This window comes from Arthrobacter horti (genome assembly GCF_030731045.1).
Taxonomy (GTDB): domain Bacteria; phylum Actinomycetota; class Actinomycetes; order Actinomycetales; family Micrococcaceae; genus Arthrobacter_E; species Arthrobacter_E nanjingensis.
The window spans coordinates 648342-663280 of the sequence record NZ_JAVALS010000001.1 but is presented as its reverse complement, the minus strand read 5'-3'; the positions used below and the strand labels follow the sequence as shown (position 1 = coordinate 663280).

Sequence of the window (14939 nt, the reverse complement as noted above, 5' to 3'; positions counted from 1 at the left end):
GGGATCTCCAGGCCACTTCCCGGCGCCCGGGGTAGTAGACTGATCTGCTTGCCGGGCGAGGATTCCCGGACGGAGAAACCGACGGAAGGAACCCTCGTGGCGAATGCGAAGCGCGGTGCGCGGGACGATGGCGGTGCCCAGGCCGAGCAGGCGCTGCGCGGCAAAGTGCGGCGCGCCCTCGACGCGGTGACGCCGGCCTTCGTGGCCTGGTTCCAGGAGAACGAGGAGCCCGTGGGTGAGTGGAACGCCGCCGCGGTGCTGGACGTGGTGCAGGACCTGGTGGTCGCGGGCGCCGACGGGTCCGGGGACATCTCCGTGACGGCCTTCCGCCCGGACGAGTTCGTGGCGGCCTACGACGCCCTGGCCGGCAGCGTCGCGGAGAACCGGGAACTCCTGGACTTCCTCGGGGCGTCCATGCATTCCTACCTGGACTTCCTGGAGACCACGGGGGCCTGGAGCGGCGACCCGGAAGATCTGGCGGCGCTGCAGGGCTAGGAGCGGCCGGCCACATCCCGGTTCCGCCACCTGGAATTAATGTCAGACCCCGCTGATTCAATGGGTTCATGGAGAGCAGGAGCACTCGCGGGACGTGGGAGGCCGGGCAGGCCACCTCGTCTTCGGGTGTGTCCGATCCGGTGAAGGCTCTGTCTGCTTTGACGGAGGCGATCGCTGCTGCGGAGCGGGTGATTGCTCAGGCGCAGGCGGGCCGGGAGTTGCTGCTGGCGATGGCCGCGGAGCTGTCTCATGCGTTGATTGAGGACGACGACGGCGTGCCGGCGGGGTTTGAGTACGCGCGCTGGGATGTGCGGGCGGCTGAGCTGGCGGAGCGTTCGGTGGCGGCGGAGATTGCGGCGGCAACCAGGGTGAGCGACCGGACGGTTCAGAGGCAGATGGGCCAGGCCGTGGAGTTGGTGACGCGGTTCCCGGCGACCGTTGATGCGCTGTGTGAGGGGCGGATCAGTATGGCTCATGCGCAGGTGATCCGGGAGGCCGGGGCCGACCTCCATGATGATGAAGCTCGCGGTGCGTATGAGGCGGTGGTCCTGGAGAGCGCGGCACGGGAGACTCCGGGCCGGGTCCGGCGGTTGGCGGTGCGGGAGGCGGAGAAGGTCCGTCCTGAAGGATTGCCGGGCCGGTTTGAGCGTGCCCTTCAGGAGCGTCGGGTGTGGGTGACGCCTCTGGTGGATGGGATGGCGGAGCTGTGCGCGGTGCTGCCGGCTGCGGTGGCGTTCGGGGTTCATAGCCGGTTGACGGGCATGGCCACGGCCCATAAGGAGGCATCCGGGACGGACGCCATGGGCCCGGTCGAGGTCCGGTCCATGGATCAGCTGCGGGCGGATCTTCTGGCCGAGCTGTTGTTGCGGGGTGCCCCGAGTGGGATGGATGGTCCGGAGGGGCACCTGGCCGCGATCACGGCGAGCGTGGAGGTGACGATCCCCGCGGATGTGATGATGCGGCACGGGCACTGGCATGCCCATGAGACCGGAACAGAGGGCTCAAGTGCCGCCGAAGGAGTCGCCCCCGAGTTGAACGGTCATGTGGTCCTGGATCCGGAGTCGGCGCGGCGTCTGGCTGGGGCGGCGGCGGGGTGGAACCGGGTGCTGACGGATCCGTTCACGGGTGCTGTTCTAGCGGTGGACCGGTACCGGCCGAGCGCGGAGCTCAGGCGCTACCTGGCGGCGCGGGACAGCCGGTGCCGTTTCCCGGGGTGCGGGATCCCGGCGGTATGGCTGGATCTGGACCACACCGAGGACGCCGCGTATGGCGGGGCCACGGAGGTGGGGAATCTGGCCGGTCTGTGCCGCAGGCATCATCTCCTGAAACACCATTCGAGGTGGCGGGTCCGCCAGACCGGCGGGGGAGTGCTGGAATGGACCAGCCCCGCGGGCAAGGTCTACACGGACAAGCCACCCGGCCCGGCCACGCGGACAGCGTCCCGGTCAGCGGCACCCACCCACGCGGAAGCCGGACGGAGTCACCCAGTGGGTTATAGCCGACGACCCTGCCGCGAACCGGACCCGCCGCCTTTCTGAGCGCACCCGGCTATCATGGATAGCCGACCCCTCACTTCACCCTGCGCCGCGGCATGCCCCGGCGTCCGGTTTGAGCCGGTGTGGGGGGTGAAGTGCCCAACGACAACGGAGGACCATGAGCCGGAACCGGAAGAAGCTGCGTCAGACCGACAAGAAGCAGGCTGCCGCCGAGCGGCAGAGCGAGGCGCTCTACAAGAAGGCGGAGTTCGCCGTCGACGCCCTCGCCCTGCCCTTCGTGAAGTGGTACGAGGAGGCCGATGGCAACACCGGTTCCGAGGCTCTCCAGGTCCTCCAGTCCGTCAAGCAGTTCCTCTGGCTCTACGGCGCGAGTGGCGCACCCGTCCTCGCCACCGAGTTCGACGCCGGCGTCTTCCTGCGCACCACCAGCCAGCTCGAGGAGCTGGGCTCGGCCGATGAGGAGAACCGCGTCTTCCACGTGATCATGGACGACGTCCAGGTCTACACGGCCTTCCTCGACGCCACCGGCACGTGGACCGGTGACGCCGACCACCTTGACATCATCCTGGAAAGCTTCGACCTCGACGGGGAACTTGAGGCGGAACTGAGCGCCGGCGAAGAGGGTGCGGCTGACGAGGCTGAGGACGCGGCCGCCGCTGACGCGGTCTCTGCCCTCCTTGCCTGGATCGGTGCCGGTAAGGAGCTCACGGCCACCGGCGCCCTCCGCCTGGCGGACATCGCAGGTGCCGCGGCGGCCGTCGGCCTCCACGCCGTCGGCTCCCAGAAGCGCCTTTCCGAGGATGAGGTCGGGGCCCTTGCTGACGCCGACGGCCGCCTGCCCCAGGTGGTCCGCTCCATGGCCGAACTCGAACCGCTCAACGACGCCTGGCAGACACTCCAGGACCAGGGCCTGATCGAGATCACCGGCAAGAAGGTCTCTGTGACCGCAGACGGTCGTGAGCGCCTCGCGAGCGCCCCCGAGCTGGCCCCGATCGGCTGAGCCTGACCATCCGGCGGCCCGGCTCCCTTCACGCGATCACAGCATTCCTGTGAATACCCCGGGAGCCGGGCCCGCCGCCCCGGCATCGAGCCGCGCCGCCGGTACTCTGGGACTTTATGCCGAGCCTTACGCGCCGTGCCGCCTCCCCGCTCCTCGCCACGGCCCTGACCGCCGCATTCCTTGGCCTCGGGTTGACGCCCGCCGCCCGGGCCGATGACGACACCCCGCCCAGTGGCTACCCCAGCTGGAGCGATGTCCAGCAGGCCAAGCAGAACGAGGGCGCCAAGGCCACGGAGATCACCAAGATCAACCAGCTGCTCGGCACGCTCCAGACCGAATCGGAGAAGCGCGGCACCGCCGCCGTCGTCGCGGCCGGCCAGTACGCCCAGGCCGACGCCGCCCTCACGCTCGCCAAGGCCAAGGTCGACGCCCTCACCTCCCAGCTGACCCAGGCCACCGCCGAGGCCGCGCGCTACCGCAAGGAGTACGGGGCCCTCGCCGTCCAGGCCTACAAGACCGGCAGCACCGACATGCCCGGTGTCCCGGACCTCCAGTCGGTCCAGCCGGACAACCTCCAGGGCCTGAGCGTCCTGCAGATCGTCACCGACCGCGCCACCGGGCTCCTCGGCCAGGCGAGCGTCGCGGAGAAGACCGTCCAGTCGCTGCAGGCCATGCAACAGGCCGCGGAGGACGAAAGGCAGCGCCTGGCCGATGACGCCAGGCAGAAGTCCGACGCCGCGCGGGCCGCCAAAGCCGCCATGGACACCCAGCTGGCACTCCAGCAGCAGCACAGTCAGGAGCTCACTGCCCAGCTGGCTTCGCTGAAGGGTACGACGGCGCGGGTCGAGCAACGCTATCAACAGGGCCAGGACGCTCTGGCCGCGTACCAGGCGGCTCAGGCGGCCAAGGCACGTGCCGCCGAACTCGCCCGCGAACAGGCTGCAGCGGCAGCCGCTGCAGCTGCGGCCGCCCAGCAGAACAGCGGCACCGGTGGTGGGGGAGGCGGCGGTGCCGTCGTCGACCCGCCATCCGTGCTGGTTCCCCCGGCGGGTGGCGGGCTCAATGACCCCGCGGCTGCCCAGGCCTATGCGGCCGGGCAGCTCGGCGCCTACGGCTGGGGCCAGGATCAGTTCCGGTGCCTTCAGCTCCTCTGGACGCAGGAGTCCAGCTGGATGACCACGGCCACCAACCCCAGCTCCGACGCCTACGGCATCGCCCAGGCCCTCCCGGCTGGCAAGTATGCGAGTGCAGGGAGCGATTGGCTCACCAACTACCGCACCCAGATCACCTGGGGCCTCGGGTACATCCGGGACCGCTACGGCTCGCCGTGCAACGCCTGGGGCCATGAGATCAGCTTCAACTGGTACTGATTCAACCGCCGCCGAGCCGTCCCGGCGGCCGGGGGCCGCTCACCACTTGAGCCCCCGTCCCACGATGGCCCGGATCAGGGCGTCGATCACCTCGGCGTTCGCCAGGGGATTGCGCAGGAGTGTGAAGTCCACATCTCCCACCGGCGGCAGGTCGAAGCGCCGGGTGATGACGGCCAGGTCCTCCGGCACCAGCGTGGAGGGCATGACCGCAACGCCCAGGCCGGCCCGCACCGCCGCGAGCACCCCCGCGATCTGCCGGGTGGAACACGTGACCTTCCACTGCCGCCCATGCCGCTCGAGTGCATCGATCGCCAGGCGCCGGCTCAGGCTCGGGGCCGGGTAGGCGACCAGGGGGACCGGGGCCGACGGCGGCAGGACGGTCTGCTCCAGGCCCACCCAGGCGAAGGTGTCGTGCCGGGCGACCTCGCCTTCCGCGGTGCCGGCCACCCATTTCACGAAGATGAGGTCCAGCTGTCCCGACTCCAGGCGGCGGTGCAGCTGATCGCTCTGCCCCACGGTGAGCTCCAGGTTGATCTCCGGGTACAGCTGCCGGAACTCCCGGAGGATCTTCGGCAGACTGGTGCCGGCCAGGTCGTCCGCGGCGCCGAAGCGCAGGCGCCCCTTCATGGCGGAACCGGCGAAGTAGCGGCCCGCCGCGTCGTGCTCGGCCAGGATGGTCCGGGCGAAGCCGGCCATCGCATCCCCGTTGTCCGTCAGCCGGACCTCCCGGGTGTCCCGCACCACCAGCGCGCGCCCGGCTTCGGCTTCGAGCTTCTGCACGTGCTGGCTCACGGTCGGCTGCGCGAGCCCCAGGCGCTCGGCGGCCCTGGTGAAGCTCAGGGTGTCCGCGACGGCCAGGAAGGACCGCAAGTGAACAGGGTCGAACATCGGAGGGTCCCTCCCGAGGGCTGCCGGCGGTTCGGGTTCCCCGGAATTCCGGGCAATCCGAGGTATTGCGTTTTGCAATACCACTTATAGACATAATTCTCTTCTGCAATGTTCGCCGCAACCATACCGTGGAAGGTGACCCCACCACAGAGCCCGACCCGAGGATTCCCCGTGACGCCCCCATCGGCAGCTTCCCAGTCCATCTCCCACCCCATCACCCAGCCCGTCGGCCTCGTGGCCGAGCGCCTCCCGTGGCGTCAGACGTTCAATTCCCTCAGCGTGCCCAACTTCCGGATCTTCGCCGCGGGCCACTTCGTGGCGATGATCGCGATGTGGATGCAGCGCATCGCCCAGGACTGGCTGGTCCTGCAGCTCTCCGGCTCTGTCGCCGCGGTGGGTGTCACGGCCGCTCTGCAGTTCCTTCCCTCGCTGGTCCTGGCGCCGTGGGGCGGAGCGGTTGCAGACCGCTTCCCCAAGCGGCGCATCCTGATGATCACGCAGAGCACGGCCGCCGTCCTCGCCGCCGCCCTGGCCGTCCTTGCGCTCACCGGGACCATCCAGGTGTGGCATTGCTACGTCATCGCCCTCCTGCTCGGCCTGGCCACCGTCCTCGATCAGCCGGCCCGCCAGGTTTTCGTCAATGAACTCGTCGGCCCCACGCATCTGAAGAACGCCATCAGCGTCAACTCCACGATCTTCCAGCTCGGCGGCCTGATCGGGCCCTTCCTGGCCGGCGTCCTCCTCAATGCCGTCGGTGCCGGCTGGGCTTTCGCCCTCAACACGGCCGCCTGCTGCTGCACCGTCCTGACCTTGTCCGCCATGCGCGTGGACCGGCTGCACCTCAGCGCCCCGGCGCCCCGCCAGAAAGGCATGGTCCGGGAGGGGGTGCGCTATGTCCTGCGCAAGCCCACCATCTACTGGCCGGCTCTCACGGCCGGGATCGTCGCGCTCTTCGCCCTGAGTCTCCCCGTGCAACTGGCGGCCTTCGCCGACCACGTGTACGGCATCGGGGCGGGCGGGTACGGGCTCCTGAACGCGATGCTCGCCCTCGGCGCCCTGGCAGGCGCGATCTCGTCCACACGCCGTCGCCGGCTGCAGCTCCGTTCCGTCGTGTTCGCCGCGGGCGCCTACGGGGTGATGCTCTGCCTCGCGTCTCTCGCGCCCAGCCTGCCCGTGTTCTGCGCCATGATGGTCTGCTCCGGGTTCTGCTCGCTCCTGTTCCTTACCGCGAGCAACCAGATGGTCCAGACGAGCGCCAACACGGCGATCCGGGGCCGGGTCATGAGCCTCTACCTGATGGTCTTCATGGGCGGTCAAGCGCTCGGCGGGCCAATGATGGGGGCAATCGCCGAGCACTTCGGCCCGCACCTTTCCCTGTTCATTTCCGGGATCGTGCCTGCCGCGGCAGCCGCGGTGGTGTCCCTGATTCTGGCCCGGCAGGGGAGGCTGGAGCTCCAGGTGCGCCGGCGCCGCTACCTGCCGCTGCTGAGAATCGCGCGCCGGGCCTGACGCACAGCCTCACGCACGCGGGCGGGGCGGGCCATCGCCCGCCCCGCCCGCGTCCGCGTGATGCCGGCCGGACTACTTGCCGAGCTGAGGATCGCTGGTCAGCGACCCCGCGTTCTCCAGCCGTCCCGCGAGCACCCGGACCAGCGTGGGATCCTGTGCCGAAGTGACAGTGAGGTCGTACCAGCCGCCGCGGGTGGGGACCACCACGGTGCTCGCCTGGCCCGGGTTCAGGGACAGCGTCCGGGCGCCGTCCGCGTACGCGTCCGCCAGCCGCAGCTCGACGGCGGTGCCCCCGCTGTTCTCGATCCGGAACCGGGCGTGCGCGGCCGCCCCGTCGCCGGCCACCGTGACGCGGACGTCGGCGGTCGCCGTCGTGCCCGCATAGCGGCGGTGCCAGCCCGCCGGGCCGTGCATCTGCACGTCGTAGGCCGGTCCGAGATCCCAGACGGCGTCCAGTGAGGCGCCCGCGCCGATCGTGTACGAGTAGGGTCCGGCAGGAAGCAGGGTGGACCGCACCTGCACGTGGGAGCCCAGCACACCGCCGTTGGCCCAGCGGGCGGTGAGCTTGCCGCCGGACAGCTTCGTCTCGACGTCCAGTGCGTAGCCCAGACGGCGCGACGGGCGCGTGCCCGGGGTCTGCTTCGGCATCGAGTTCTGTGCCGGAGGGACCGGGTAGTAGCTGGGGTGGCGGTTCGCGTCGGCCGGCTTGTACTGGGCGGTGGGCGGCATGGCCGGCACGGCGCCGCCGGAAGCCGAGAAGTCGAAGGCGCTCGTGAGATCGCCGGAGACCGTGCGACGCCACGGTGAGACGTTCGGGGACTTCACCCCGAAGCGCTGCTCGATGAACCGGACGATCGAGGTGTGGTCGAAGGTCTCGGAGCAGACCCAGCCGCCCATGCTCCACGGGGAGGCGACGATCATGGGCACCCGCACGCCCAGACCGTAGTGACCGGGGATGTCCTTCTTGCCGGAGGCGGTCTTGCGGCCGTCATACCACTCGCCCTCGGTGGAGACGGTGGAGGCGCCCGGGATGTCCGGCGTGTTCGGGTGCGGCGGGACCACGTGGTCGAACAGGCCGTCATTCTCGTCGTACATGAACAGCAGCGCCGTTTTGCTCCACACGTCCGGGTTGGAGGTCAGGATGTCCAGGATCTGCGCGGCGTACCAGGCGCCGTAGTTCGGGGGCCAGTTGGCGTGCTCCGTGTACGCTTCCGGGGCCACGATGTAGGAGACCTGCGGCAACTTGCCGGAGGTGACGTCCTCGCGGAAGATCCGGAAGAAGTCGTCCCCGTGCACGGCGTCCGTGCCGGTCCGCGCCTTGTCGTACAGCGGACTGCCCGGCGCCGCATTCTGGTACTGGTGGAAGTACAGCAGGGCGTTGTCGCCGTAGTTGCCGATGTAGGCGTTGCCGGTCCAGCCCCAGTTCGGGCCGGTCAACCCGGTGCCGGCGTCCTGGTAGACCTTCCAGCTCACCCCGGCCTTCTCCAGCTCCTCCGGGTAGGTGCTCCAGTCATAGCCGACCTCGGCGTTCCACAGGTCCGGGCCACCGCCCTTGTAATCGTTGCCTGTGAAGCCGGTGAACATGTAGTAGCGGTTCGGATCCGTGGGGCCCAGAACCGAGCAGTGGTACTGGTCGCAGAGGGTGAAGGCGTCTGCGAGCGCGGTGTGGAACGGGATGTCCGTCTGCTCGTAGTAGGACATGGTGGCGTCCGTCTTGGCCGGGAGCCACTGATCGTAATTGCCCTTGTTGAAGGCCTTGTGGGTCATGCCCCAGTTGTGGTCCAGATCCTCCAGGAACTGCAGGCCGAGGTCCGGCGCGCTCGGGTGGAACGGCAGGACCTCACGGGTGCCGTCGAACTGGTGCCACACGTCCTTGCCGGACGGGAGGACGGCCGGGTGCGGATCGCCGAAGCCCCGCGCTCCCTTGAACGTGCCGAAGTACGTGTCGAAGGAGCGGTTCTCCTGCATGAACACCACGATGTGCTCCACGTCCTGCAGGGATCCGGTGGCCCGGTTGGCCGGGATGGACGCGGCCCGGGCCAGGCTCTGCCCCAGGGTCTGGGAGATGGCGGTGGCGGCAGTGGTCGCGGCGCCGAGCTGCATGAAGCGCCGGCGGTTGAGCTGTGGCATGGCGGTGTTCTCCTGTGAGAGGTCAATGATCATCCCCGCGAGTGCCCCAGGACCTCACTGTGAAGGATCCGGGTGACGCGGAGATGACCGCCATGTGAACTGCCGGCGGGGCAGACCGAGGCAGGCCCGGGTCAGTGCCCCGTCTCGGAGGCGATCCGCTTCGCCACGGCATCCGGCATGGTGGAGCACGCATCGGTATTGGAACGCTGAGCCGCATGATCGTTCGCCGTGTCGGTGATGCCCACCGTCGCCACCGTGGCCTGCCAGCCGCCCATGCCCTCGATCTGCCGCGGGACCCACACATTGGCCGCACCGTTGATGAGGTCCCAGGCCAGTGGGTCGGCGGCCGGCCCCAGATCGATGCCGCCGTTCGGATTCCTGCGCACGCGCTCCGGCAACGGCAAAACGCCCATGAGCTGACCGGCCTGGTGCTCCGTCATGGCCCAGGGTGGAGTGTCGAAGTAGTACCAGCTGGCCGCGCAGATCCCGTAGAGCTTGGGTGCGAACTGCGCATAGTTCAGGTACAGCTCCAGGACGCGCTTGGACGGCACCGTGAGGCTCATCTCCGTGGACAGTCCGGCCTCCAGCCCCTTCCGGAACGGGTCCTGATCCGGCCACAGGTAGATGTTCTTGACCAGCTGCTGGGGGATGGTGGATCCGCTCGGGTCCTTCTCGCCTTTGCTCCAGGCCTGCGCCCGCTGGGTCAGCTCATCCCAGGTGAACGCACCCACCCGGGTGCCGAGCTGTTCGTCCTCGTGGGCGATCGTCGCGGCGAGCGCAAAGCGGCTGATGTGGTCGATCGACACGTACTGATAGACGGTCGGCTCACCCGTCTGCAGCATGAACGACGTGCGCGGGGGAGTGAACCAGTTGTAGCTCACCACGGAGAGGAACTGCGCCACAAGGACCACGACGACGCCCACCCCGACCCGCTTCCAGGCCTTCCGCCGCCGGCTGGGAGTACCGGCCGGCTTGGGCTTCCGTGCGCGGGGTGCCCTGGGAGGCTTCGGTGCCTTGCGCTCGCCGGGGTCGCTGCGCTCGCCGGGCTCGCACCGGCCGGCCGGCTGTCGCTCCCAGGCCTCGGTCTCCTCCTCGTACTCCTCAGGAAGGGGCCGCTGAGCCTCGATGCGTCCGGTGGGTGCGGGCGGCCAGGCATTCGTCGGACGGTCGGGGCGCATGCGGGTGAGTCTAAAGGGCCAGCCTTGGAGCCCTCTGGGAGGCCCCGGGGGAGGAGGAGACGACGACGGCGCGCCGCCCCTGACGTGGGGCGACGCGCCGTCGTGCCGGTGAAGGGAGTCTCAGACGCCCAGCTTCTGCTTCACCTCGGCAGCGCTCGGGTTGGTGGCGGCGGAGCCGTCCGGGAACAGCACGGTGGGGACCGTGCGGTTGCCGCCGTTGAGCTGCTCCACGAGCTCCGCGGTGCCCGCCACCTCTTCGATGTTGATCTCCTGGTAGCCGATGCCCTGGGCGTCGAGCTGCTTCTTCAGGCGCTTGCAGTAGCCGCACCATTCGGTGGAGAACATGGTGATGGTGCCGGAGGCGGGGGTGAAGTCCACGAAAGGTCCTTTACGTCTGGGTGATCGATGTCCTCCTCAACACTACGTGGCCGCAAATCCTTCCCGGGTGATGGCGTCCTTCCCGGCGTTCGTGACACGACGGTCGTTCTGGGGTGTAATGACGCCATGACGGTCTCCTATGCCACGTCCGCGGACGGCACCCGCATCGCCTACGAAACCCACGGGGAAGGGGCGCCGGTGCTGTTCGTGGGCGGTGCCCTGAGTCCGCGCCAGTCCGCGCTGGCCTATGTCCCGCACCTGGCGGACGACTGGACGGTGGTGTGCCTGGACCGGCGGGGAAAGGGTGACACCCGCGAGAGCACGCCGTGGTCCGTGGAACGGGAGATCGAGGATCTCGCGGCCGTCATCGAGCAGCTGGGCGGCGCCGTGAACGTCTACGGGCATTCCTCCGGCGCCATCCTCTCCCTCAAGGCGGCCGCGGCAGGCGTGCCGATGACCACCCTCACCACCTATGAGCCTCCCTTCCTCACCACTCGGGAACCTGAAGGCTGGAAGGACTACGCGGACCGCGTGCGCGCCATGGCGTCCGGTGACGAACCCGGCGACGCGGTGGAGTCGTTCATCCGCCACACGGGGGCGCCGTGGGACGACGGGATCCGGCAGAGCCCCTTCTGGCCGGCCATGGTGGCACTGGCCCCCACCCTCTTCTATGACCTCACCATCGTGGCGGACGCCCAGGTGCCCGCGGACACCCTGGGCCGCATCACCGCCCCGGTGCTGTCCCTCTACGGTGGCGGCAGCCCCGCCTGGGCGGAGAACTCGGCCCGCGCCGTCGCGGCCGCGGTCCCCGGCGCCGCGGTGGACGCCGCCCCAGGCCAGACCCACAACGCGGATCCCGCGGTGGTCAGCCCGATCCTGAAGGACTTCCTCCGTCACTGAGCGGTTCGACAGGGCGGCCGGCTTTGCTGACACCCTGTCGCCGCGGCTCGAACGCCCGATGCGGCAGACTTGAAGGGATGGACTTCCTCCTCAATCTCCCGTTCCATGTGGCGTTCCCGGCTCTGTTCGTGATCGTCATGTGCCGCGCCAACGCCACCTACTGGCTGGGCCGCGGGGCCGTGAACGGGCTCGAGAAGACGCGCCTCGCCGCCCGGCTGACCGGGGCGAAGGCGGGCACCGCCCAGCGCTGGATCGCGAAATGGGGGCCCGGCGCCGTCGTCGTCTCCTTCCTCACCATCGGCGTGCAGACCGCCGTGAACTTCAGCGCGGGGGCGGGGCGCATGCCCCTGAAGCGTTACCTGCCGGCCGTGACCCTCGGATCGCTCATCTGGGCGTTCCTCTACGCCACCGCCATCCTCGCCCTCATCGACGCCTGGCTCGGCCTCGTCACGGGCTCGCCGTGGGCCTGGGTCGCAGTGCTTCTGCTGGCGCTCGCCGTTGTAGCGTTGGTTCTTGTACGACGACGGCGGCGCTCCGGGAGCGCGGCCGTCTCCCCGGTGGACGCCGACGTCAGCCCCTGAGCCTCACGCCGTCCACGCATCGCGCGCTGCATGCCAGCGAGGAAGGACCCGGCGTGAATCTGCCTGAACTGGCCGAAGGGAACTCCTACTACGTCTCGCTCGGCGACGGACGCTACCACTCGACGGTCCATGCGCAGGGCGCCTGGAACCCGCATGAGCAGCACATGGCCCCCGCCAGCGGCATCATGGTCCACGAACTGGCCAAGTATGCCCCGCGCCCCGATCTGCGCATGGCGCGGCTCTCCTTCGAGATCCTCGGCCTGATCCCCGGCGGCGAGTTCTCCGTGCGCTGCGAGACGCTCCGCCCGGGCAAGACGATCGAACTGGTCCAGGCGGAACTCGTGGCCCCGGACCCGCGCGGTGTTGAACGGGTGGCCATCCGCGCCTCCGCATGGCGGCTGGTCACGTCCGACACCACGGCGATCGCGGCCGTCGAGGACGAGCCCATGCCGCCGCTTGACGAGTGCGAGCCGTTCGACGTCTCCCATCTCTGGCCGGGCGGGTACATCGCCTCCTTGGACATCCGCGTCGCCACGCACCACCGCAAGGGCAACGGCTGTGTCTGGGTCTCCACGCGCCACCTCCTCACCGATGGTGGGGACTCGCCGGAGTGGGTGCGGCTCATGGGCCTGGTGGACACCAGTAACGGCATCGCCGCACGGGAGACGCCCGGCCCCGGCGGCTACGCCTGGCCCAACACCGATCTGCAGATCCACATGTACCGTGAGCCGTCCGGTGAGTGGCTCGGCCTGGACAATTCGGTGTCCTTCGGCACGGACGGCATCGGACTGACGTCCACTGTCCTGCACGACATCCACGGCCCGTTCGGCCGTTCCGAGCAGATCCTCACCATCAGGGAACTCGGATGAGCGCGTCCGAGCCGGTCCTGCCACTGACCGTGGTGAACCAGGGGCGTTCCCTGGGGCGAGCCGAAGATCTGGACCTGGCGCTCCAATGGCTGCGGCTGGCCCAGGACGGGCGCATCGGCCCGACCTTGCGGCTGTACCGGCCGGAACCCACCGTCGCCTTCGGGCAGCGCGACGCCAAACTGCCCGGCTTCGCCGCCGCGGAGCAGGCCTGCCGGGACCTGGGATTCGAGCCCCTCATTCGCAAGGCGGGCGGCCGGGCTGCCGCCTACCACCCCGGCTGCCTGGTGGTGGACCACATCGAGCCCCGCGTGGACGCGATCGCCGGCGCGAAGGCCCGCTTCTCCCACTATGGGGACCTCCTGGCCGATGCGCTCCGCTCGCTCGGCGTCCTTGCCGCGGTGGGGGAGATCCCGGGGGAGTACTGCCCCGGGGAGTTCAGCGTGCACGGCAACGACCCGGTGTTCCCGTCCCACCAGGTGAAATTGATCGGAACGGCGCAGCGCGTGGTGTCCGGGGCCTGGCTGTTCAGTTCCGTGGTCGTGGTGGAGGACTCCGAACCGATCCGCAACGTCCTGACGGCGGCCTATGAGGCGCTGGGTCTCGAATGGAGCCCGGCCACGGCCGGTGCCGTCCAGGACCTGGTCCCGCACGTGACGGTGGAGGACGTGATGGGTTCGGTCGTGGCCCGGTATTCCCAGGAGGTCCCGCTGGCCCACGCCTCCTTCGACGCCATGCCCGGGATCTGAGGATTTTCACGGCCGAGTCCTCAAGGGCTTCTTTCACGATCGCTCGTCAAGCCCGCATCCGGCGCGTTAGGCTCACATCATGACGCAACTGACCGGGGACTACACCGTCCGGACCTTCGACATCGCCACGCTCCCGGAGGACCGGACGGCCGAGTTCGGGGAGTGGTTCAAGGCGGTGAAGCTCGGGTTCCACGATTCCGTTCCGGGGGACGAGCTGCAGGCCAAGGCTCTGAGGAACCTCCGGCATGACCGGCGGATCCTCACCGGCGTGTACCAGGCGTCCGCGCCGGAGCACGCGCTGCCGGCCACCATGCCCGTGGCCACGTACGGGACGTTCGTGAAGAACCTCAACGTGGGCCGCGGGCAGGAGATCCCGGCGCATCTCATCACGGCCGTCACGGTCCGTCCCACGCACCGCCGCAAGAGGCTGCTCACCCGTCTCATGACCGAAGACCTCCGCCAGGCCCGGGACAAGGGGCTGGCCGTCGCCGCGCTCACGGCCTCGGAGGGCGGGATCTACGGCCGGTTCGGCTTCGGGGTGGCGAGCCATGAGCGCACCATCACGGTGGATGTGACCAGCCGCTTCGCACTGCGCACGGAGCCCTCGGGCTCCGTGGAGCTGACGGACCCGAGGAACCTCCTGGAACTCGCGGACGGGATCTTCGAACGGTCCCAACAGGCCACCCCGGGCTCCATCGGCCGTGCCAGGTTCTACGCCATGCTGGTCTCCGGCCTGGTGGACCACAGCGGTGAGGAGAGCAAGAACCTGCGGGCCGCGCTCCACTATGACGTGGACGGCGTGCCGGACGGCTACGTCGCATACCGCTTCAAGGGCTGGGACAGTGAGCCGCACACCATGACGGTGGTCGACCTCGTGGCGGCCACGCCGGACGCGTATCTGGGCCTGTGGAGGTTCCTGGCCGGCCTGGACCTGGTGGAACGCATCGAGGTGGAGGAAGCGCCCCTCCACGACCCGCTCGAGTGGGCGCTCACCGACCCCCGCTGCGTGACGGCCAAGGACCCGCGGGACATGCTCTGGCTGAGGATCCTGGACATCAAGGCGGCGCTGGAGGCCAAGCACTACCCGATGGATGGCAGCCTCATCTTCCGTGTGGACGATCCGCTCGGCCTCACCGGCGGGGCCTACCGTCTGGTGGTGGTCGGGGGCACGGCCACGGTGACGCCGCTGCCTGACGAGGAGACGGATGAGAGCACCCTTGAGCTGTCCCTCGGCGTGGCGGAACTGGGCTCCGTGTACCTCGGCGGAGTCCCGGCGTCGGCCCTGGCCGATGCGGGCCGGATCCACGAGCATGCCCCGGGGGCCGTCGAGCGGCTCGCTCTGTTCCTGGCCCCGGAGCGCCCCGTCCACTGCCGCTCACATTTCTGAGAACCCGGCCCC

14 protein-coding genes are annotated in these 14939 nt (G+C 69.4%); 10 read left to right on the top strand and 4 right to left on the bottom strand.

The features are described from left to right. Positions 1-96 precede the first annotated feature (96 nt). From Q9R02_RS03115 to Q9R02_RS03100, 4 genes are all read left to right on the top strand, one after another. Complete coding sequence (locus Q9R02_RS03115) at positions 97-495, top strand: hypothetical protein (RefSeq protein WP_305995163.1); 399 nt, start codon at positions 97-99, stop codon at positions 493-495. A 68-nt stretch (positions 496-563) separates the two neighbouring features. Next, positions 564-2033, top strand: a complete 1470-nt coding sequence (locus Q9R02_RS03110) for an HNH endonuclease signature motif containing protein (RefSeq protein ID WP_305995162.1) — start codon at positions 564-566, stop codon at positions 2031-2033. A 115-nt stretch (positions 2034-2148) separates the two neighbouring features. After that, positions 2149-2991, top strand: coding sequence for a hypothetical protein (locus Q9R02_RS03105; protein ID WP_305995161.1), 843 nt, complete (start codon positions 2149-2151; stop codon positions 2989-2991). 116 nt (positions 2992-3107) lie between these two features. After that, a complete protein-coding gene (locus Q9R02_RS03100; RefSeq protein WP_305995160.1) occupies positions 3108-4361 on the top strand; it encodes an aggregation-promoting factor C-terminal-like domain-containing protein in 1254 nt (417 codons plus the stop codon). 39 nt (positions 4362-4400) lie between these two features. Here Q9R02_RS03100 and Q9R02_RS03095 read toward each other — a convergent pair whose 3' ends face one another. Next, a complete protein-coding gene (locus Q9R02_RS03095) occupies positions 4401-5249 on the bottom strand; it encodes a LysR family transcriptional regulator (protein ID WP_305995159.1) in 849 nt (282 codons plus the stop codon). A 171-nt stretch (positions 5250-5420) separates the two neighbouring features. On the opposite strand from Q9R02_RS03095, the gene Q9R02_RS03090 reads away from it, so the two are divergent. Further along, complete coding sequence (locus Q9R02_RS03090) at positions 5421-6758, top strand: MFS transporter (RefSeq protein WP_305995158.1); 1338 nt, start codon at positions 5421-5423, stop codon at positions 6756-6758. 72 nt (positions 6759-6830) lie between these two features. Here Q9R02_RS03090 and Q9R02_RS03085 read toward each other — a convergent pair whose 3' ends face one another. From Q9R02_RS03085 to Q9R02_RS03075, 3 genes are all read right to left on the bottom strand, one after another. Next, positions 6831-8888: a phosphocholine-specific phospholipase C gene (locus Q9R02_RS03085; protein ID WP_305995157.1), complete on the bottom strand. Its 2058-nt coding sequence runs from the start codon at positions 8886-8888 to the stop codon at positions 6831-6833. A 131-nt stretch (positions 8889-9019) separates the two neighbouring features. Continuing rightward, positions 9020-10066 carry a transglycosylase domain-containing protein gene (locus Q9R02_RS03080; RefSeq protein ID WP_305995156.1) on the bottom strand — a complete coding sequence of 349 codons (1047 nt, stop codon included), beginning with the start codon at positions 10064-10066 and terminating at the stop codon, positions 9020-9022. A gap of 120 nt (positions 10067-10186) precedes the next feature. Further along, positions 10187-10444, bottom strand: a complete 258-nt coding sequence (locus tag Q9R02_RS03075) for a mycoredoxin (protein ID WP_305995155.1) — start codon at positions 10442-10444, stop codon at positions 10187-10189. Between the two features lie 126 nt (positions 10445-10570). Between Q9R02_RS03075 and Q9R02_RS03070 the strand changes: the two genes are divergently transcribed. The 5 genes from Q9R02_RS03070 (at position 10571) to Q9R02_RS03050 (ending at position 14927) form a co-directional block, all read left to right on the top strand. Continuing rightward, positions 10571-11344: an alpha/beta fold hydrolase gene (locus Q9R02_RS03070; protein ID WP_305995154.1), complete on the top strand. Its 774-nt coding sequence runs from the start codon at positions 10571-10573 to the stop codon at positions 11342-11344. Positions 11345-11421: 77 nt separating this feature from the next. Then, positions 11422-11925 carry a DedA family protein gene (locus Q9R02_RS03065; RefSeq protein ID WP_305995153.1) on the top strand — a complete coding sequence of 168 codons (504 nt, stop codon included), beginning with the start codon at positions 11422-11424 and terminating at the stop codon, positions 11923-11925. Positions 11926-11978: 53 nt separating this feature from the next. Next, positions 11979-12794, top strand: a complete 816-nt coding sequence (locus tag Q9R02_RS03060) for a thioesterase family protein (RefSeq protein WP_305995152.1) — start codon at positions 11979-11981, stop codon at positions 12792-12794. After that, on the top strand, positions 12791-13540 hold the full coding sequence (locus Q9R02_RS03055; protein WP_305995151.1) for a lipoate--protein ligase family protein: 750 nt from the start codon (positions 12791-12793) through the stop codon (positions 13538-13540). Before Q9R02_RS03060 ends, Q9R02_RS03055 begins: the two co-directional genes overlap by 4 nt. A gap of 79 nt (positions 13541-13619) precedes the next feature. Continuing rightward, entirely contained in the window at positions 13620-14927 is a 1308-nt protein-coding gene (locus tag Q9R02_RS03050) for a GNAT family N-acetyltransferase (protein WP_305995150.1), read from the top strand. Positions 14928-14939 lie beyond the last annotated feature (12 nt).

Excerpts from the sequence above, each read along its gene's own strand:
- Q9R02_RS03110 (WP_305995162.1), top strand. The coding sequence starts at position 564 with ATGGAGAGCAGGAGCACTCGCGGGACGTGGGAGGCCGGGCAGGCCACC.
- Q9R02_RS03105 (WP_305995161.1), top strand. The coding sequence starts at position 2,149 with ATGAGCCGGAACCGGAAGAAGCTGCGTCAGACCGACAAGAAGCAGGCT.
- Q9R02_RS03100 (WP_305995160.1), top strand. The coding sequence starts at position 3,108 with ATGCCGAGCCTTACGCGCCGTGCCGCCTCCCCGCTCCTCGCCACGGCC.
- Q9R02_RS03095 (WP_305995159.1), bottom strand. The coding sequence starts at position 5,249 with ATGTTCGACCCTGTTCACTTGCGGTCCTTCCTGGCCGTCGCGGACACC.
- Q9R02_RS03085 (WP_305995157.1), bottom strand. The coding sequence starts at position 8,888 with ATGCCACAGCTCAACCGCCGGCGCTTCATGCAGCTCGGCGCCGCGACC.
- Q9R02_RS03080 (WP_305995156.1), bottom strand. The coding sequence starts at position 10,066 with ATGCGCCCCGACCGTCCGACGAATGCCTGGCCGCCCGCACCCACCGGA.
- Q9R02_RS03070 (WP_305995154.1), top strand. The coding sequence starts at position 10,571 with ATGACGGTCTCCTATGCCACGTCCGCGGACGGCACCCGCATCGCCTAC.
- Q9R02_RS03065 (WP_305995153.1), top strand. The coding sequence starts at position 11,422 with ATGGACTTCCTCCTCAATCTCCCGTTCCATGTGGCGTTCCCGGCTCTG.
- Q9R02_RS03055 (WP_305995151.1), top strand. The coding sequence starts at position 12,791 with ATGAGCGCGTCCGAGCCGGTCCTGCCACTGACCGTGGTGAACCAGGGG.
- Q9R02_RS03050 (WP_305995150.1), top strand. The coding sequence starts at position 13,620 with ATGACGCAACTGACCGGGGACTACACCGTCCGGACCTTCGACATCGCC.